Origin of the sequence: Ralstonia sp. A12 (genome assembly GCF_000801955.1) — a bacterium.
Classification (GTDB): domain Bacteria; phylum Pseudomonadota; class Gammaproteobacteria; order Burkholderiales; family Burkholderiaceae; genus Ralstonia.
The window spans coordinates 80,331-97,861 of the sequence record NZ_JSZO01000028.1; the positions used below are offsets into that span (position 1 = coordinate 80,331).

Here is a 17,531-nt window from a genome sequence, read left to right on the forward strand (position 1 = left end):
TATTCTTGGAATGTGTCCATTGCGACGCCGCACGCGAGCCCCGACGACCCGTTGTGCAGACTGAGATAGCGGGCTTGCGGCACCGCATTCCGATTGCAAAAAAGCCCCCGAAACCCCATCTGTCAAGACTAGGCAAATTCGATTGGCCCACTATACTTAGCGCCAATCCCGGGGTGACACACTAGATGTAGTGCTGAATTTCCGGGATTCTTATTTCGGCACCCGCGCGGGGGCGGGCGTACGGTGTGGTCTTGCCGGCGCTTGGGGGCTGAGGAAGGGCAAGGGCCTTTTCCGTCTCTTTTTCTCTGCGCGGCGCAAGGGTTTGCCAAGGGTTCACTACCCGGGGCGAGCCGCTAATCGAACGGTTCAACAGGAGTCCTTATGCAAACGGCCCAATCCGAAATTCACTCCGGCACCGCCAATCCTTCTCAATTTGCGCAAAGCGCTGGTGGCACGGCCGTGGCCGCCAGCGCCGGCTACGCTGACTACAAGATCATCCGCCGCAACGGCGCCGTGGTCAGCTTCGAGCCTTCCAAGATCGCTGTGGCCATGACCAAGGCCTTCCTCGCCGTGAATGGCGGGCAGGGCGCTGCTTCCGCGCGTGTGCGCGAGCTGGTCGACCAACAGACGCAGAACGTGGTGCGCGCCCTGCTGCGCAGCCGCCCGAACGGCGGCACGTTCCACATTGAAGACGTGCAGGATCAGGTTGAACTGGCCCTGATGCGCTCGGGCGAGCACGATGTGGCCCGCGCCTACGTGCTGTATCGCGAGCGTCGCGCCCAGGAGCGCGCGCAAGCTGGCGAAACGCAGCAGCAACCGGCCTTCATCGGCCTGAACGTGACCGACGGCGGCATCACCCGCCCGCTGGACATGGCTGCCCTGCGCAACGTGATCGTCTCGGCCTGCGAAGGCCTGGGCGAAGCGGTGGACCCGGAGCCGATCCTCAAGGAAACGGTCAAGAACCTGTATGAAGGCGTGCCGATGACGCAGGTGTACGACTCGGCCATCCTGGCCTCGCGTACCCTGATCGAAAAGGACCCGGCCTACAGCCAAGTCACCGCGCGCATCCTGATGCACACGATCCGCCGCGAAATCCTCGGTGAAGAAGTCACGCAAGCCGAAATGGGTGCGCGCTATGTCGACTACTTCCCGCAATTCATCAAGCGCGGCATCAACGCCGAGCTGCTGGACGAGAAGCTGGCCCAGTTCGACCTGGCCCGCCTGGGCGCGGCGATGGACGCCTCGCGCGACTTCCAGTTCAACTACCTCGGCCTGCAGACGCTGTACGACCGCTACTTCCTGCACATCAACGAAACCCGCATCGAGATGCCGCAGGCATTCTTCATGCGCGTGGCGATGGGCTTGTCGCTGAACGAAATCGACCGCGAAGCCCGCGCCATCGAGTTCTACCAACTGCTGTCGTCGTTCGACTTCATGTCGTCCACGCCGACGCTGTTCAACTCGGGCACGCGCCGCTCGCAACTGTCGTCGTGCTACCTGACCACCGTGTCGGATGACCTGGACGGCATCTACGAAGCGCTGAAGGAAAACGCGCTGCTGTCGAAGTTTGCCGGCGGTCTGGGCAACGACTGGACCAACGTGCGCGCACTCGGCTCGCACATCAAGGGCACGAACGGCAAGAGCCAAGGTGTGGTGCCGTTCCTGAAGGTGGTCAACGACACGGCGGTGGCCGTGAACCAGGGCGGCAAGCGCAAGGGCGCGGTGTGCGCGTACCTGGAAACGTGGCATCTGGATATCGAAGAATTCCTGGAGCTGCGCAAGAACACCGGCGACGACCGCCGCCGCACGCACGACATGAACACGGCCAACTGGATTCCGGACCTGTTCATGAAGCGCGTGATGGAAGGCGGTGAGTGGACGCTGTTCTCGCCGTCCACCTGCCCGGACCTGCACGACAAGGTCGGCAAGGCATTCGAGCAAGCCTACCTGGGCTACGAAGACAAGGTCGCGCGTGGCGAGATCAAGCTCTTCAAGAAGATGCCGGCGCTGCAACTGTGGCGCAAGATGCTGGGCATGCTGTTCGAAACCGGCCACCCGTGGATCACGTTCAAGGACCCGTGCAACATCCGCAGCCCGCAGCAGCACGTGGGCGTGGTGCACAGCTCCAACCTGTGCACGGAAATCACGCTGAACACCAACGACAGCGAAATCGCTGTGTGCAACCTGGGTTCGGTGAACCTGGTGGCTCACCTGGTCAAGCAGGCTGACGGCAGCGTGGTGCTGGATCACGAGAAGCTGAAGAAGACCGTGCGCACTGCCATGCGCATGCTCGACAACGTGATCGACATCAACTACTACGCTGTCAAGAAGGCACGTGATTCGAACCTGCGCCACCGTCCGGTCGGCATGGGCATCATGGGCTTCCAGGACGCGCTGCACGTGCTGCGCATTCCGTACGCCAGCGAAGGCGCGGTGCAGTTTGCCGACACCTCGATGGAAGCGGTCTGCTACTACGCCTATTACGCTTCGACCGAGCTGGCTGAAGAGCGCGGCCGTTATAGCAGCTACAAGGGCTCGCTGTGGGACCGTGGCATCCTGCCGCAAGACTCGCTCAAGCTGCTGGCCGAAGAGCGCGGCGGCTACCTGGAAACCGACATGTCGTCCACGATGGACTGGGACAGCCTGCGCGGCCGCATCAAGCAGTACGGCATGCGCAACTCGAACTGCGTGGCGATCGCCCCGACGGCCACGATCTCCAACATCATCGGCGTGTCGGCCTGTATCGAGCCGACGTACCAGAACCTGTACGTCAAGTCGAACCTGTCGGGCGAGTTCACGGTGGTCAACGATTACCTGGTGCGCGACCTGAAGGCACGCGGCCTGTGGGACGAAGTGATGGTCGCCGACCTGAAGTACTTCGACGGCTCGCTGGCCCGCATCGACCGCATCCCGCAAGACCTGCGCGACCTGTACGCAACGGCTTTCGAAGTGGAACCGACGTGGCTGGTGGAAGCGGCTTCGCGTCGTCAGAAGTGGATCGACCAGGCACAATCGCTGAACATCTACATGGCTGGCGCGTCGGGCAAGAAGCTGGACGACACCTACAAGCTGGCATGGCTGCGCGGCCTGAAGACCACGTACTACCTGCGCACGATCGGCGCCACGCACGTCGAGAAGTCGACCGTGTCGCGCGGCACGCTGAATGCGGTGTCGTCGGGTAGCGATGTGGGTGGTGTGTCGGCGGCAGGTGCAGCACCGGCCGCTCCGGCCAGCGCGCTGGATGCCGCTGCTGCCACCGCCCAGGCCATGCCGGAAGCCGAAGGCGCCGTGTGCACGATGCGCCCCGGCGACCCCGGTTTCGAGGAATGCGAAGCCTGCCAATAAGGCACTGAGCGGGCTGAATAAGCGCCCCAGGGGCCGCATGGCATCAGCGATGCGGCCCATTCACTGACATCGGCGACCACGCCGGTGGCATGCGCATGCGACACGTGTCGAAACATGCGCGCCACCGGCCGGTCCAATTGAAATCATTCGGAGAAACTCCATGCTGAGCTGGGACGACGACGTCAAACCTGCCGCACAACCGCAAGCTGCGCCGCAGCCCGCGTATCAACCGCAGCCGCAACTGCAAACGGCCACCGCTGACCAGGGTGGCGTGCTGCCGCCATCGGCCACCGCCATCGGCACGGGCATCCTGGGCAACAACCCGAACGCCGCCGCCGCACAGAGCAACCGCCGCGTGAACGCCGCCGACAAGCGCGTCATCAACGGTGCGACCGACGTCAACCAACTGGTTCCGTTCAAGTACAAGTGGGCGTGGGAAAAGTATCTCGCCGGCTGCGCGAACCACTGGATGCCGCAAGAAATCAACATGTCGCGCGATATCGCGACGTGGAAAGACCCGAACGGCCTGACCGAAGACGAGCGCCGCATCATCAAGCGCAACCTGGGCTTTTTCGTGACGGCCGACTCGCTGGCCGCCAACAACATCGTGCTGGGCACGTACCGCCAGATCACCGCGCCGGAATGCCGCCAATACCTGCTGCGCCAGGCGTTTGAAGAGGCGATCCACACGCACGCCTATCAGTACATTGTGGAATCGCTGGGCCTGAACGAGGCTGAGATCTTCAACGCGTACCACGAAGTGCAGTCGATCCGCGACAAGGATGAGTTCCTGATCCCGTTCATCGACACGCTGACCGATCCGTCGTTCAAGACCGGCACGCCGGAGAACGACCAGAAGCTGCTGAAGTCGCTCATCGTCTTCGCCTGCATCATGGAAGGCCTGTTCTTCTACGTCGGCTTCACGCAGATCCTGGCGATGGGCCGTCAGAACAAGATGACCGGTGCCGCCGAGCAGTACCAGTACATCCTGCGCGACGAGTCGCTGCACTGCAATTTCGGTATCGACCTGATCAACCAGATCAAGCTGGAGAACCCGCACCTGTGGACGGCCGAATTCAAGGCCGAGATCACGGAGCTGTTTAAGAAGGCCGTCGATCTGGAATACCGCTATGCAGAAGACACCATGCCGCGCGGCGTGCTGGGCCTGAACGCACCGATGTTCAAGGGCTACCTGCGCTTCATCTGCAACCGCCGCTGCCAGCAGATCGGTCTCGACGCGCTGTTCCCGAACGAGGAAAACCCGTTCCCGTGGATGAGCGAAATGATCGACCTGAAGAAGGAACGCAACTTCTTCGAGACGCGTGTGATCGAGTATCAGACCGGTGGTGCGTTGTCTTGGGAATGATCTGAGCGTTCAGCGCTCATCGGTAGACATGCAAACAGGCGGCGCAACAGCGTCGCCTGTTTGCATTTGGGGCCCGAAATTCATGCCGGCGCGATTGTGCCGGGTGTGACTGACGTGGCACGCTGCGGTATCCAACCGTGTGTGGAGCTGCCATGACCGTCGAACCCTTCTTCTCCCAAACCTACGATGAAGCGCGCGGCAAGTTCCTGGCGGCCGCCCAGGCACGTGGGATGGGCGTCGAACGGCATCTCCACCCGGATGCACTCGGGCCGTCCGGGGAGCCGCTTTCCATCGATACCGCGCTGTTCTCGCCGGCACAGGCCGACACGCTGCTGGTTGTCACTTCCGGCGTGCACGGTGTGGAAGGGTTCTGCGGCTCCGGTTGCCAGATCGGCCTGTTGCACGACGACGAACTCTTCGCGCGGCTGGCGGTGTCCAGGCTGGCGCTGCTGCTGGTGCACGCGGTCAACCCATATGGGTTTGCCCACCTGCGCCGCGTGAACGAAGACAACGTCGACCTCAACCGCAACAGTGTCGACTTTGCTGAGGCGGCATCGGCCAATCTGGCCTACCTCGAGGTCGATTCGCTGCTGGTACCGGCAACGTGGCCGCCCAGCCAGGCGGATCAGGCTGCGCTACAGCACTACATGGTCACGCGCGGCGAGAAGGCCCTGCAGGACGCCGCAACCAGCGGGCAATACCGCGTGCCGGACGGTATGTTCTACGGTGGCACCGCGCCATGCTGGAGCACCCTGCAGATGCGCGGGCTGGTGTCCCGGCACGCGGCAGCCGTTTCCCGTTTCATGTGGATCGATCTGCATACCGGGCTCGGCCACTACGGTCACGGCGAGAAGATCTTCAACAGCCCCGACCCCGCTGAACTCGAACGCGCCATCCGCACGTGGGGCGCGGACGTCCGGCCGATTGCTGCGCCGGGGTCGGTGTCATCCGTGGTCAAGGGGGATCTGGTGGGCGTGGCATACGAGCTGCTGCCCGGTGTCGAGAAGACTTGCATCACGCTGGAGTTCGGCACGCTCGCCCCGATGGCGGTGCTGCAGGCGCTGCGGGCTGACCACTGGCTGCATCGGCACCCAGGGCAGGGCGCTGCGCAGGCCGCCGGTATCCGCCAGGCGTTGCGCGATGCGTTCTATTGCGATGTGCCAGACTGGAAGGGCATGGTCTACGCGCAGACGCGCATGGCCGTGCTGCAAGCCGTGGCGCGGGTTTCCGGCTAGGCTACTCGCCGTGCGCGGGCTTGGGCGCCCGCACCGTCAGCGCGCACCCGGCGGACGCGGCGATGATGGCCAGAATGGCCGTCCACTGCCGTCCGGTCAGTTGCTCGTGCAGAACGATGGCTCCAGCCAATGCACCGATGGCCGGCTCCAGGCTCAGCAGCACAGAGAACGTCTTGCCGGGCAGGTGCTTGAGCGCCACCATTTCCAGCGAATACGGAATCGCGCTAGACAGCAGCCCGATGCCCAGCCCCGCCAGAATCAGCGACGGTGCCAGCAGCGCGGACCCCGCCTGCGCCACGCCAAACGGAATCGCGAACAACGCCCCCACCGTCATCCCCAGCGACGTTGCCTGGCCCGCGTGCAGGCCGCCGAGGTTCTTGCCAGTCAGGATATAGAGTGCCCAGCACACACCTGCTGCCAGCGCATACGCCGCGCCCAGATGATCGACCTGGCCGACCGTCTTGTCGCCCACCGACAGCATCAGCAAGCCCACCACCGCCAGCCCAATCCACACGAAATCGAGCGCCCGGCGCGACAGCACCACCGCCAGCACCAGCGGCCCGGTGAACTCGATGGCGATTGCAATGCCGATCGGCAGCCGTTGCAGCGACAGATAGAACAGCAGGTTCATGCTCGCCAGCGTGACGCCGTACAGGGCGATGCGGCCGGCATCGGCGCGGGTCAGGTGCAAGCGCCATGGCCGCCAGAACGCCAGCAGGATCGCCGCGCCGATGGTGACGCGATACGTGACCGTGCCTGCTGCCCCCAGCACCGGGAACAGCGTTTTGGCAAACGAGTTGCCCAGGCACACGGAGGCCATCGAACCCATCAGGGCAAGAATGGGCATCCAAGGAGACGACGATGTGGTGGAGGCGGGGGAGGCGGGCGAAGCGGAAGACATGGGCGGTGCGGCAGATGCAACGCTACAGCATAGCCGCACGCCGCCGAGAAAACGTTGCGTTCTCGGCGGCGCGGGTGCGGGTTTTTCTCGAAACGCGCTTGTTGGGCTTAGGCGGGCTTACAGGGCAGCGGCGCTTGGGCGGATCACGTCGATCAGCAGCACGCGCTGGCCTTCGCGTTCGCCGTCGGGGCGTGGGGTCACGCCGCGCTGCGGGCGCGGGGCAGCCAGCGGGGCCGGGTCTTCGGCGCTCATGCCGAACACTGCCAGCTTGGACGCGGCAATCCGCTGCAGCGTGCTGCGTACGCCGGGCACATCCAGGTCTTCGGGGTCGAAGCCGGTGGTGGCCGTCCAGTCATCGCGGACGATGTCCTGCAGGCCGTTGGCCATCTCGAATTGCAGCGATGCGCCGAACCCCTTCTGCAGCGAATGCGTGCCGAGCAGGTATTCGGCTGTCAGGAAGCCACGCAGCCGCGTCCAGAATGCCAGCGAGGAGATATTGCCGCTCTTGAGCGCGTGGCTCGGGGCGACTTCCCAGCTATGGTCGAGCAGCCTGTTGATCAGGCGTCCCCAGGTCGGCACTTCGGTGCCGGCAGAGCAATCCTCGCCCGCGCCTTCGGGGCGGGCAAGCTGGCGCAGCAGGCCGGTAAACGAGCCCGTGGTCGGACGCGCTCCGCCCGCCTGCGGACCCGAAGGCCAGCGCCATTGCAGCGGCGAGAGCGGCCGGGCGCCCGGCCATTGCGCATGGGCTTGCAGGCCGGTGCATGGTGTCAGGTAGCGCCACTGGCGCTGGTCGCGGCCGATGCGGCGCAGTGGCTCCAGCTCGGCCGAGAGATCAAATTTGCCGAGGAAGGCGGCGTTGCGCGACTTGATCGGCGAGCGGGCGTAGACGTTGAAGTCGGGCCAGCCTTCGTACAGGTTGATTTGTGGCAGCGTGTGGTGCTTGTCCAGCGCATCTTCTGGCTGGTCGATGCGGCGGGCGGTGAGGAATAGCGCGCGGCAATCGAGCGTGGGCACGGCACCGCGCAGGCGGAACAGCACGAGCAGGTCGCCGAACTCGGCAGGGCGCGCTTCGGCACGTGCCGGATAGGCGTGCGGTTGTTCCTCGGGCCAGAACGTGGTCAGGCGCAGGGCCGCGCCGGGAAACGCGCTGCGCAGTCCTTGCCGGAGCAAGCGCAGACCATCGGCGCCACGCAGGATGCGGAGAATGGACAGATCGTCGCGTAGTGCAGCGTCGGGGTGTGGGCCACGACCGCCGTTTTCTGCTGCCAGGGCAAGTCGCCACAGGGCGGTATCGCTGGCCAGATCCTGTGCGGCGACATCGCGCACGGTGTTGGGGCGGGCGCCAGACATCGGCTCACGGGCGCCGCCGGGCGTGTCTCCAGGGATGTCTCCTGTTACGTCCTGGGCGCTGGTAGTCGACCCGGCAATCGCGCCAGTAAGGCCCCTGAATGGCGGCCGGTTGCGCTCGGGCATGGCTATTCCAACGTGTTGTTTGTATTGATTCCTCTGCCGCGCAGCATAACACCATGCGACATACCGGAGAACGGACCGCCGCCCCTACGCTCGTTGGGGCTCGGGGCGGTATTTGGCCCGGTTTTCTGCGTCAAATCAGGCGGTACGGAACGACGCCACCGCGTCGCGCAGCCCCTGCGCCTGCTCTTCCAGCGACAGCGCGGCGGCGGCGGCCTGCTCGACCAGCGCGGCGTTCTGCTGCGTCACCTCGTCCATCTGATTGACGGCCTGGTTGACCTGTTCGATGCCCGAGCTTTGCTCGTCAGACGCGGCTGAAATCTCGCCCATGATGTCGGTCACGCGCTTCACCGCCACGACCACTTCATCGATCACGCTGCCGGCTTCTGCCACCAGCGTGGTGCCGTTCTCAACGCGGCCCACCGAATCGCTGATCAGCTCCTTGATCTCCTTGGCGGCTGCCGCGCTGCGTTGCGCCAGCCCACGCACCTCGCCGGCAACGACGGCAAAGCCACGCCCTTGCTCGCCCGCACGCGCGGCTTCCACGGCGGCATTGAGCGCGAGGATGTTGGTCTGGAACGCAATCCCCTCGATCACGCCGATGATGTCGGCAATCTTCTTGCTGCTGTCGTTGATGCCGGCCATGGTTTCCACCACTCGGCCGACCACTTCGCCGCCCTTGGTGGCGATGTCCGATGCGCTGCCCGCAAGCTGGCGGGCCTGGCGTGCGTTATCGGCGTTCTGCTTCACGATGCTGGTGAGCTCTTCCATGCTGGATGCTGTTTCTTCCAGCGAGCTGGCCTGCTCTTCCGTACGCTGTGACAGATCCGCATTGCCGGCGGCGATCTGCTTGGTGGCGCTGGCAATCGAATCTGCTGATGTCTTGATATGGCCGATGGTGCCGGTCAGCTGCTGCTGCATCTGCGCCATGGCGACCAGCATGCTGTCGCGGTCGTCCGCGTGGGTTTGCACGCGCACAGCCAGATCGCCGGCGGCAATGCGGCGGGCCACCTCGGCAGCATAGCTTGGCTCGCCGCCCAGCCCGCGCTGTACGTTGCGAATGATGAGCGACATCGCCGCCGACACCACGCCACCCACCAACAGGATGACGATCAGGTTGGCGATGAGCGAGTGCCGGTAGACGGCGTCGACCTCCTGCAAGAACACCGCGCTCGACAGGTTCCAGTCCCATGGTGCGAAACGTTTCACGTAGCCAATCTTGGGCAGCGCGGTTTCGCTGCCGGGCAGGCGGCCCTGGTATTCGGCAAAGCCAAAGCCCTTGTCCTTGGCCGCGTCGACGATGGTTGGGTAGACGGGCTTGCCGGTCGGGTCCTTGAAGCCGGCGGTGCTCTTGCCCACCATGTCGGCCAGCGTCGGGTGCATTTGCAGAATGAGCTGCGAATCGACCACGAACAGGTAGCCCGTGGTGCCGTAGCGCAGCGAGGCGAGCGTCGCCAGCGCGGTCTTCTTGGCCTCGTCTTCGCTCATGGCGCCGGATTGCGCTTTGGCGTGATACAGCTTGGCAATGCCCTCGGCAGCATCGACCAAGTTCTGCAGACCGACCTTGCGCTCATCGAGCATGGTCGCGCGGGTTTCCATGGCACTCCACACGCCAACGCCGATCAGGCCCAGCCACATCAGGGCCAGCGCCAGGCGCAGTTTTGCTTTGAGTGTCCACTGTCGCATGTCGCGTTTTCTCCACTTGTTGTGCCCCTAGCGGGCCGTTCCCTCCGGGAGTAACGACGGATGGCGGGCAGTTCTTTAATGAAGGCTTAATTGAGACAGCGACTGGAGCGACGTTGCGCTTGCGCAAAAAAGAAGGCGCCGGCTTGCACCGGCGCCCGAAGAGACGGCGCCCACCAGGGGGCGCCGCCGCGCGTTGGGAGGCTTCTTTATTGACGGGGGGTCACTGCTCGCGAATCCACGTCTGCGAACGGCCGATCAGGCTGATGCCGATGAAGCCGCGCACCGTGAGCTTGTTGCCCGTCTCATCCAGCGACATCTTGGCGCTGTAGACCTTGCCGTTTTCCGGGTCGAGGATCTTGCCGCCGTCCCAGTTGTTGTTGCCGTTCGCCTTCAGGCCCGTGAGGATGGTCAGGCCTTGGATGGGCTTATCTTTGCGGTCGTCCGTGCACTTGGTGCAGGTCTTGTTCTCGTCGCCGGGAACAAGGATCTTGCTGACCATGCCCGAGAACTCGCCGCCGTTGTCGACGATCTTGACTTCGCCTTTCTGCTTGCCGGTGTTGTCGTCGATGGTCTTCCAGGTGCCGGCCGGGCTGGTTTGCGCGAAGGCGGCGCCTGCAGCCAGTGCGAGTGCCAGTGCGCCGGTCAGACGTGCGAGAGAGTGGGGGGTACGTTGCATCGTGGTGTCTCCTTATCAGCTTGGAAAAATCGGTGAGGGTGATCGGTGGAACGGGTCGTCTTGATCAATGGGCGCTCAGCGCGCCGGTCAGGGGGGACAGCGGATTGCTGCCGGAGCTGCCGGCGGCGTTCGTGACGCCACCCAGCGCATTCGTAATTGGGGCGAGCGGGTTGCTGCCGCCTGACAGTGCACCGGTGACCGGCGCCAGTGGGTTGCTACCGCCGGCTGCGCCACCCAGGGCACCTGTAATCGGGGCCAGCGGGTTGCTACCGCCACCCAGCCCGCCGCCCAGTGCACTCGTAATGGGTGCAAGCGGATTGGCCGAGCCACCACCGCCACCGTTGACCAGGCCACCGGCGCTGGCCACCGTGCTGCCGACCGCGCCGACGAGGCCACCCACGTCCCGCGTGAGTGCGTTGCCGCCGGCCGCGCCGACTTGCGCACCGCCGCTTTGCAGCGCACCGCCCACGGTGTTCAGCGCACCGGCTAGCGGGGCGCCCAGCATGGTCGCCGCCCCCACTTGCTGCCCAGCTCCCGCAACCTGCGATGACAGCGGCACGATCGCATTGCTGAGTTGCTGCGTGACTTGCTGTACCGGTCCGCTGGACGTGCCAATGGTCACCAGCCCGCCCGCACCTTGCGCCACCTGGCCGAGTGCCGACACACCGCTGCCCACCGGCGCCGTGATCGGATTCAGCGGCGCCAGCGGGCTGCCGGCGGCACCCAGATCGCTCACGGTTTGCCCTGCGTTGACCAGCGTGACGCCTGTCGCGCGCACCACGTCGCCCGAGCTCTGCACCGTCGTGCCGACCGGGTCGGGCGTTGAACCAATGCGGCCGAGCCCGTTGGCGACACCGTTGCCCAGCGTCTGGACGACGTTGCCGGTGGAGGTGACCGTTGCACCCAGATCCTTCTGCGCAGCCGTGCCACCCACGATGGGCACCGATGCCGTGCCGATCGTCGTCCCCAGATCACTCACTGTCTTGCCGGTCTGTGCGACGACATTGCCGCCGTTGCTGGCAACGTTGCCAACCGGCACCGCGCCCGGGCTGTTGTTGGCAGTCGATGTCTGGGAGGTGTCGCCATTCGGATTGCCGCCCGAGGCGCAACCGGCCAGCGCGAGCACGGCCAGTGCGGCCGCTGCGAGCAGCGTGCGTGAGGACGACACTGCGGACGAAGCGAAAGAAGCCTGGAGCGGGGTTTGAATCTTCATGGTGAGTCTCCTTGTAAGCGCGGCCCGTACCGCGTAATCACCACCGGGTGTCAGAAGAACGCGCGTCTGGCGTCCAGTGGTTAGCATCCGCCTGCGTTTGCCGTCGAATGCAAAGAAAGTTTTCTCAAGAGCGGAAGTCATCAGTGGTGCGCGCCGGGTGACGTGCCCGATAGCAGCCCGCCAACCAACCCGCCGACCGTCGAACCGATGCTGCCCAGTCCGCCCACCGGTGAACTCGTGGTTGCACCGCTGCCGAGACTGCCGACACCCGGAATCGCCGCCGTCAACGACCCGACTGCGGTCGTCACCGGTGCCAGCGCGCCGCCGAGTCCGCCAGGTAGTGCACCGGTGAGTGCGCTGCCCGGTGCACTGCTGCCTGCGGAAGGCGCAGTCGGCGTGACAACCGCCGACAGCCCCCCGGTAATCGCGCCGAGCGCACTCACCGTATTGCCCAGCGTCGACACCAGCGCATCACCCTTGCCAGCCGCGGCGATCGTCTTGCCCTCGCTGCCGAGTGCGTTGCCCAACGTCGTCAGCGCGCTGCCTACCGGCGTGCCCAGGCCCGTCGTTGCGCCCAGCGTTTGCGTAGCGGAAGTCAGCGTGGTTGTGAGCGGCACGATGGCTGCCACGGTAGTCGTCGTGACCTGTTCGACCGGGCCGGTCAGCGTCGCGATGGGCGTGCTGCCCGTCGACGTGGTGCCGGTGCTGCCCGACGTGGTGCTGCCGTTGCTGTTCGACCACGTTGGCGAACTCGACGCCGTGATCGCCGGCTTCGATTGCGTATCACTGCCGCCGCCGAGCGACGTTCCCATGTCTCCGCTGCCCGAATTCGCGCAACCGGCGAGCAACGTCAACGATGCCGCTACCAGAGCGCAGGGCATCGGGCGCAACGCACGCTGGGTCTGCGGGAAAACCCCACGCTTCGGTGGGTTCGAACTCAACAAGAACGCTGGATCGCGCATCTTGTGCCTCCACTGCTTAGAACGCTTCTGTTGGACCCCTCTGTCTTGCGCTCTTTCTTTCGTCGGGTAGGTCGCGCACCGTGTGTCTGGAACATGCGGTTGGCAACGGTCTCCCTGTCTCTTCACGGACCACGCGCAGGTCCGCGCCACACCGCGCGATCGATGCCGTGCTGACGTGGTGATCGGATCGTGAAGTGAAACTGAATGGCATGACAATCAGCGCCAACCTGACACGCAGATATGCAGTTGCAGCATTCCGGCTCGGTCGATCCGCGTAAAACACCAGCTGAAGCCGGTATCGGAGTATCAACGCTGCAGCAAAAACAGCCCCTGGATTGCCGTAGAACAATCCTTCTATCGTCGCAAAACCGCCTCGTTTCAAACGCGATTGCGTGCAGTTTTCAGTCGCTGCTGAACAGGGTTTTCCCGCGATCGGCGGTACGCCGGCGCATGTGCGCGTCACTGTGATAGCGCCTGTGTGTGCACAGTGCGCGTTGATGTGTTCGCACGAGCGTTCATCGACATGTGCGTCGACGTCGTTGCGTCATCTCGCGTCGACCTCGATGCGGATGCGCCGATGCGATCCACCTCGACGTGCATCACCACCACGACGATCACGCCTTCGATGCGCGGCATGCGAATTGCGGCACGTGCACGCGTGACGTTGGCCGTGTTGAGCATCGCGATTGCATCGAGCTCGCACATCGCGCATTGCATGCGAGTGCAGAGCGCATGCGAAACGCATCAGCGACATCGACAGGCATACGCAACACGTCGACGCGCACGCGTGCAACGCGTCGATTGCGTGCGATCGCGCGAAAAATTCGCGCGCGTTGTCGCATCCGCGCATCGTTTTTTTTCGACATGCATCGCGTTGCTCGCACGTCGACACATACGACATCGCAGAGTTCACGCATCGTGCGATCACGCATGCGCAAGCAACAGGTACGCAACATTGTGTGTTGCTGTAAACCGGCATGAACATTGAGTTTGCGGGAGACGAGTGTCTGCGTGAAGCAACGCGTTGACGTGATGTCACGACGCAAGAAAATGCGCATTCGAGAGGTCGACATGCATGCATGCGCGATCCAAATCGCGACGACGCACAGACGCGGCGCAATCCTTCACCAAAACTCGCCGCGCTTTTTGCATAAATCTCTTAACATCACCGCGCAAACGAATTATGATTCGCCTTGACAAGACGTTGACTTCGATGCAAGGAAGGTTCCCGCAATCAACGTCGATGAACTTCCAAGCAAGCGGCAAGTGAAAGGTAGTCGAGGAGCGTAACCACTTTGATGCACGCCACGCCGACAGGGCTGTTCGAACTCGGTGCCGTCTCTGCGATCCCCTCGTCGGGATGGGCGTACTACCCCCAAAAGAAAACGCGCGCTCTCCAGATTTCCGCTGTCCGCAAAGTCACGCTGCAAGCGGCTTTGCGCTCTACACAGCGACTCGCGCAAGATCAGGTTTCGACCGGTGTGGCCACGATGCCCCGGTTCTCTCAATTGATGAAGACGCGTCGGATGCAGTGTGTCCGGCCGACTGCGGCTGCGAGCGTGTGCCCGGCCGAGGTGTGCAACTTGCTGCGTGCGTCCACCGCGCGGGTTGCGGGTCTTCCTACCGAATTCATTAGCGTGCGACTGCCGTTTGGTGGTGCGCCGATGAATCGCTCGCTCGGTTGGTCTGGCGATGCAGTTGCATCGTGGGATCGGACCGGTCGGGTTGCTCAATCTCGATAGTTCGATACCCAATCTCGAAGGAGTTTCCCATGGCAACTGCTGCTAAGAAGAAACCGGCCGCCAAGGCCCCGGCCAAGAAGGCCGCTGCGAAGAAGGCACCGGCCGCTAAGAAGGTCGCTGCTAAGAAGGCTGCTCCGGCCGCTAAGAAGGCTCCGGCTGCTAAGAAGGCCGCGGTGAAGAAGGTTGCAGCAAAGAAGGCACCGGCTGCTAAGAAGGCCGCAGTGAAGAAGGTTGCTGCCAAGAAGGCACCGGCCGCTAAGAAGGCCGCAGTGAAGAAGGTTGCTGCCAAGAAGGCACCGGCCGCTAAGAAGGCCGCAGTGAAGAAGGTTGCTGCCAAGAAGGCACCGGCCGCCAAGAAGGCTGCAGTGAAGAAGGTTGCTGCCAAGAAGGCACCGGCTGCGAAGAAGGCTGCTGCCAAGCCTGCTGCGAAGAAGGCTGTCGCCAAGAAGGCACCGGCTGCCAAGAAGGCACCGGCTGCGAAGAAGGCTGCTGCCAAGCCTGCTGCAAAGAAGGCTCCGGCGAAGAAGGCTGTCGCCAAGCCCGCTGCTGCACCGGCCGCTGCACCGGCTGCACCTGCTGCCAAGACCGCGCTGAACCCGGCTGCTGCATGGCCGTTCCCGACTGGCAACCGTCCGTAAGTCATTCTTACGACGGTGATCCTCCGGGACCACAGCGGCACGCAAGTCGTGCCCACCTGATCGGATACAGCGTATCCGGTCCGCAAGACCTGGTGTCTTGCACCGCCCGCCGATCGGCTCACGCCCCGGCGGGCTTTTTCTTGTCCGAGCGATGGCCCGCACGTGTCTCGCAGGCACAAAAAAACCGCACCGGCGCGATGCCGATGCGGTTTCCCTGATGTGTCAGGCCGGCTGCCCGGCCAATCCAATCGATCAGTGCGTTACGCGGGTCACGCCACCGGACGACAGCAGGCGTACGCGCTCACCCGGGCGGAAGGCCTCGTCGGCGTCTTGCGTGATGGCGCGGTACTCACCGTTATCCAGCTTGACGGTGATTTCCAGGCCGGGGCGCTTGTTCATCTGACCTTCGATCGCGCTGCCCGCGACGCCACCCAGAATCGCACCGAGCACGCCTGCTGCCACCGAACCATTGCCACGGCCAATGGCCGCCGCAGAGCCGATGCCGCCAATGGCGCCGCCGGCAATCGTGCCCACGCCGGTCTGCTCGCGATCGATCACGACGTTGCGGACCGAATCCACCGTGCCGAAGCGCACGGTCTGCTCGCGCTGCGCTTGCCCTGAGGTGTAGGCGCTGTTGGAGTTCGTGCCCATGGCGCAGCCTTGCAGGCCGAGGGCTGCAACCAGCATGGTCGCAGCGCCGATGCGATAGATGGGTTTCATGTTCATTCCTTATTGATACCGGTACCCGAAAGCAGATTCGAAGCGCCGGGCAATCTCGTCAACGGGCAGGCCGTAGTTCTGCGGACCTTGGCTGGCGATCTTGAGGGAGCCCATCAGGCTGGCGAGCCGGCCGGTGGTTTCCCAATCCATGCCGTTCTCGATGCCGTAGAGCAGGCCGCCGCGGAAGGCATCGCCGCAACCGGTCGGGTCGACCACGCGTTCGGCCGGCACGACCGGAATAGTGTACTGCTTGCCGCCGGCGTGAATCTCCGCCCCTTCTTCCCCGCGCGTGACGATGAAAGCCTCGACGCGTTGCGCAAGTTCCGTCGCACTGTAGCCCGTGCGTGACAGCATGACCTGCGCTTCGTAGTCATTGACCACCACGTAGCTGGCGAGTTCAACGAAGCGGCGCAGGTCGGCGCCGTCAAACAGCGGCATCGCCTGGCCCAGGTCGAAGATGAACGGCACGCCGGCTTCGGCAAATTGCGTGGCGTGATGCAGCATGCCGTCGCGGCTGTCAGGGCCCACCAGGCCCAGCTTGGCCGGCAGCGCATCCTTGACCGAATTGACGCTCGACTGGCTCATCGCGCCGGGGTGGAATGCGGTGATCTGATTGTTGTCTCGGTCGGTCGTGATCATGGCCTGCGCCGTGAACGCGTCCGGAATCTCCGTAACATGCGCAGTCGAGATGCCGAGCTTCTTCAGGTAGTCCAGGTACGGCCCTGCGTCCTGGCCGACCGTGCCCATGATGATAGGCTCGCCGCCCAGCAGCTTGAGCGAGTAGGCGATGTTGCCTGCACAGCCGCCGAACTCCCGGCGCATGGTCGGCACCAGAAAGGAGACGTTAAGAATGTGGATCTTGTCCGCCAGGATGTGTTCGCGGAAGTGTCCGTCGAACGTCATGATGGTGTCGTAGGCAACCGAGCCGCAGATCACGCTGGCCATGTGTACTCCAGATATGAATGCGGCCGCCCCGGTGGGCGGCCGTGTGATGAATGAGAGACCGGAGGCCGGCCTCGCAGTAATACTTGTGAGCTTACTTCAGTGCGGCCAGGGCAGCGTCGTAGTTCGGCTCTTCCTTGATCTCGGGCACCAGCTGCGAGTACAGGACGTTGTCGTTGGCGTCGAGCACGACCACAGCACGGGCCGTCACACCAGCCAGCGGGCCGCTCGTGATGTCGACGCCGTAGGCTTGCTTGAAGCCCTTGTCGCGGAAGGTCGACAGCGGCACGACGTTCTTGATGCCTTCGGTCGTGCAGAAGCGGCCGGCAGCGAACGGCAGGTCAGCGGAGATCGAGAGCACCACCGTATCTGCCAGGTTGGCAGCGGCTTCGTTGAATTTGCGGGTGGAGGTGGCGCACACCGGGGTGTCCAGGCTCGGCACGATGTTCAGGACCTTGCGCTTGCCGGCAAAGTCAGCCAGCGACACGTCTTTCAGGTCTGCACCAACCAGCGTGAAAGCAGGGGCCTTCGCGCCTGCGGTCGGGAATTGGCCGCCGACTTCGATCGGGTTGCCGCCAAGGGTCACGTTTGCCATGGTGTTACTCCTTCCTTCTTTGATGCGTGTTTGGGGGTGA

General features: G+C 64.0%; 14 protein-coding genes. 4 read left to right on the forward strand and 10 right to left on the reverse strand.

Translation table 11 applies throughout. The features are described 5' to 3' along the window. Window positions 1-381 precede the first annotated feature (381 nt). From PI87_RS22385 to PI87_RS22395, 3 genes are all read left to right on the forward strand, one after another. Window positions 382-3,345: a ribonucleoside-diphosphate reductase subunit alpha gene (locus PI87_RS22385; protein WP_039599923.1), complete on the forward strand. Its 2,964-nt coding sequence runs from the start codon at window positions 382-384 to the stop codon at window positions 3,343-3,345. Window positions 3,346-3,505: 160 nt separating this feature from the next. Then, window positions 3,506-4,711: a ribonucleotide-diphosphate reductase subunit beta gene (locus tag PI87_RS22390; protein ID WP_039599924.1), complete on the forward strand. Its 1,206-nt coding sequence runs from the start codon at window positions 3,506-3,508 to the stop codon at window positions 4,709-4,711. Between the two features lie 152 nt (window positions 4,712-4,863). Next, window positions 4,864-5,946 (forward strand): M14 family metallopeptidase, encoded by a 1,083-nt coding sequence (locus tag PI87_RS22395; protein ID WP_039599925.1) that lies wholly within the window; start codon window positions 4,864-4,866, stop codon window positions 5,944-5,946. 1 nt (window position 5,947) lies between these two features. Here PI87_RS22395 and PI87_RS22400 read toward each other — a convergent pair whose 3' ends face one another. The 7 genes from PI87_RS22400 to PI87_RS22430 form a co-directional block, all read right to left on the reverse strand. After that, a complete protein-coding gene (locus PI87_RS22400; protein ID WP_084210063.1) occupies window positions 5,948-6,847 on the reverse strand; it encodes an EamA family transporter in 900 nt (299 codons plus the stop codon). 117 nt (window positions 6,848-6,964) lie between these two features. Then, window positions 6,965-8,320 carry a hypothetical protein gene (locus PI87_RS22405; protein WP_039599926.1) on the reverse strand — a complete coding sequence of 452 codons (1,356 nt, stop codon included), beginning with the start codon at window positions 8,318-8,320 and terminating at the stop codon, window positions 6,965-6,967. A 135-nt stretch (window positions 8,321-8,455) separates the two neighbouring features. Continuing rightward, window positions 8,456-10,003: a methyl-accepting chemotaxis protein gene (locus tag PI87_RS22410; RefSeq protein WP_039599927.1), complete on the reverse strand. Its 1,548-nt coding sequence runs from the start codon at window positions 10,001-10,003 to the stop codon at window positions 8,456-8,458. A 220-nt stretch (window positions 10,004-10,223) separates the two neighbouring features. Then, on the reverse strand, window positions 10,224-10,679 hold the full coding sequence (locus PI87_RS22415) for a DUF2147 domain-containing protein (RefSeq protein WP_039599928.1): 456 nt from the start codon (window positions 10,677-10,679) through the stop codon (window positions 10,224-10,226). Window positions 10,680-10,743: 64 nt separating this feature from the next. Next, window positions 10,744-11,892 (reverse strand): collagen-like triple helix repeat-containing protein, encoded by a 1,149-nt coding sequence (locus PI87_RS22420; protein WP_039599929.1) that lies wholly within the window; start codon window positions 11,890-11,892, stop codon window positions 10,744-10,746. Between the two features lie 140 nt (window positions 11,893-12,032). Then, window positions 12,033-12,854 carry a collagen-like triple helix repeat-containing protein gene (locus PI87_RS22425; RefSeq protein WP_039599930.1) on the reverse strand — a complete coding sequence of 274 codons (822 nt, stop codon included), beginning with the start codon at window positions 12,852-12,854 and terminating at the stop codon, window positions 12,033-12,035. A gap of 459 nt (window positions 12,855-13,313) precedes the next feature. Beyond that, complete coding sequence (locus tag PI87_RS22430; RefSeq protein WP_039599931.1) at window positions 13,314-13,559, reverse strand: hypothetical protein; 246 nt, start codon at window positions 13,557-13,559, stop codon at window positions 13,314-13,316. A 1,066-nt stretch (window positions 13,560-14,625) separates the two neighbouring features. Here PI87_RS22430 and PI87_RS22435 point away from each other — a divergent pair. Next, window positions 14,626-15,234, forward strand: a complete 609-nt coding sequence (locus PI87_RS22435) for a histone H1-like DNA-binding protein (protein WP_039599932.1) — start codon at window positions 14,626-14,628, stop codon at window positions 15,232-15,234. A gap of 252 nt (window positions 15,235-15,486) precedes the next feature. Here PI87_RS22435 and PI87_RS22440 read toward each other — a convergent pair whose 3' ends face one another. The 3 genes from PI87_RS22440 to tpx all read right to left on the reverse strand — a co-directional run bounded on the left by PI87_RS22440 (window position 15,487) and on the right by tpx (window position 17,491). Then, the gene (locus PI87_RS22440; protein WP_031329719.1) at window positions 15,487-15,954 is read right to left on the reverse strand and encodes a membrane protein; all 468 of its coding nucleotides are present in this window, start codon (window positions 15,952-15,954) and stop codon (window positions 15,487-15,489) included. Between the two features lie 9 nt (window positions 15,955-15,963). Next, a complete protein-coding gene (locus tag PI87_RS22445) occupies window positions 15,964-16,899 on the reverse strand; it encodes a carbohydrate kinase family protein (RefSeq protein WP_039599933.1) in 936 nt (311 codons plus the stop codon). A gap of 91 nt (window positions 16,900-16,990) precedes the next feature. Next, window positions 16,991-17,491 carry a thiol peroxidase gene (gene tpx / locus PI87_RS22450; RefSeq protein ID WP_039599934.1) on the reverse strand — a complete coding sequence of 167 codons (501 nt, stop codon included), beginning with the start codon at window positions 17,489-17,491 and terminating at the stop codon, window positions 16,991-16,993. Window positions 17,492-17,531 lie beyond the last annotated feature (40 nt).

What these genes read in the sequence shown, in the direction of transcription:
- PI87_RS22445 (WP_039599933.1), bottom strand. Translation starts at nt 16,899, where the DNA reads ATGGCCAGCGTGATCTGCGGCTCGGTTGCCTACGACACCATCATGACG.
- PI87_RS22400 (WP_084210063.1), bottom strand. Translation starts at nt 6,847, where the DNA reads ATGTCTTCCGCTTCGCCCGCCTCCCCCGCCTCCACCACATCGTCGTCT.
- PI87_RS22395 (WP_039599925.1), top strand. Translation starts at nt 4,864, where the DNA reads ATGACCGTCGAACCCTTCTTCTCCCAAACCTACGATGAAGCGCGCGGC.
- PI87_RS22435 (WP_039599932.1), top strand. Translation starts at nt 14,626, where the DNA reads ATGGCAACTGCTGCTAAGAAGAAACCGGCCGCCAAGGCCCCGGCCAAG.
- tpx (WP_039599934.1), bottom strand. Translation starts at nt 17,491, where the DNA reads ATGGCAAACGTGACCCTTGGCGGCAACCCGATCGAAGTCGGCGGCCAA.
- PI87_RS22440 (WP_031329719.1), bottom strand. Translation starts at nt 15,954, where the DNA reads ATGAAACCCATCTATCGCATCGGCGCTGCGACCATGCTGGTTGCAGCC.
- PI87_RS22405 (WP_039599926.1), bottom strand. Translation starts at nt 8,320, where the DNA reads ATGCCCGAGCGCAACCGGCCGCCATTCAGGGGCCTTACTGGCGCGATT.
- PI87_RS22390 (WP_039599924.1), top strand. Translation starts at nt 3,506, where the DNA reads ATGCTGAGCTGGGACGACGACGTCAAACCTGCCGCACAACCGCAAGCT.
- PI87_RS22425 (WP_039599930.1), bottom strand. Translation starts at nt 12,854, where the DNA reads ATGCGCGATCCAGCGTTCTTGTTGAGTTCGAACCCACCGAAGCGTGGG.
- PI87_RS22420 (WP_039599929.1), bottom strand. Translation starts at nt 11,892, where the DNA reads ATGAAGATTCAAACCCCGCTCCAGGCTTCTTTCGCTTCGTCCGCAGTG.
- PI87_RS22415 (WP_039599928.1), bottom strand. Translation starts at nt 10,679, where the DNA reads ATGCAACGTACCCCCCACTCTCTCGCACGTCTGACCGGCGCACTGGCA.
- PI87_RS22430 (WP_039599931.1), bottom strand. Translation starts at nt 13,559, where the DNA reads ATGTGCGAGCTCGATGCAATCGCGATGCTCAACACGGCCAACGTCACG.
- PI87_RS22385 (WP_039599923.1), top strand. Translation starts at nt 382, where the DNA reads ATGCAAACGGCCCAATCCGAAATTCACTCCGGCACCGCCAATCCTTCT.
- PI87_RS22410 (WP_039599927.1), bottom strand. Translation starts at nt 10,003, where the DNA reads ATGCGACAGTGGACACTCAAAGCAAAACTGCGCCTGGCGCTGGCCCTG.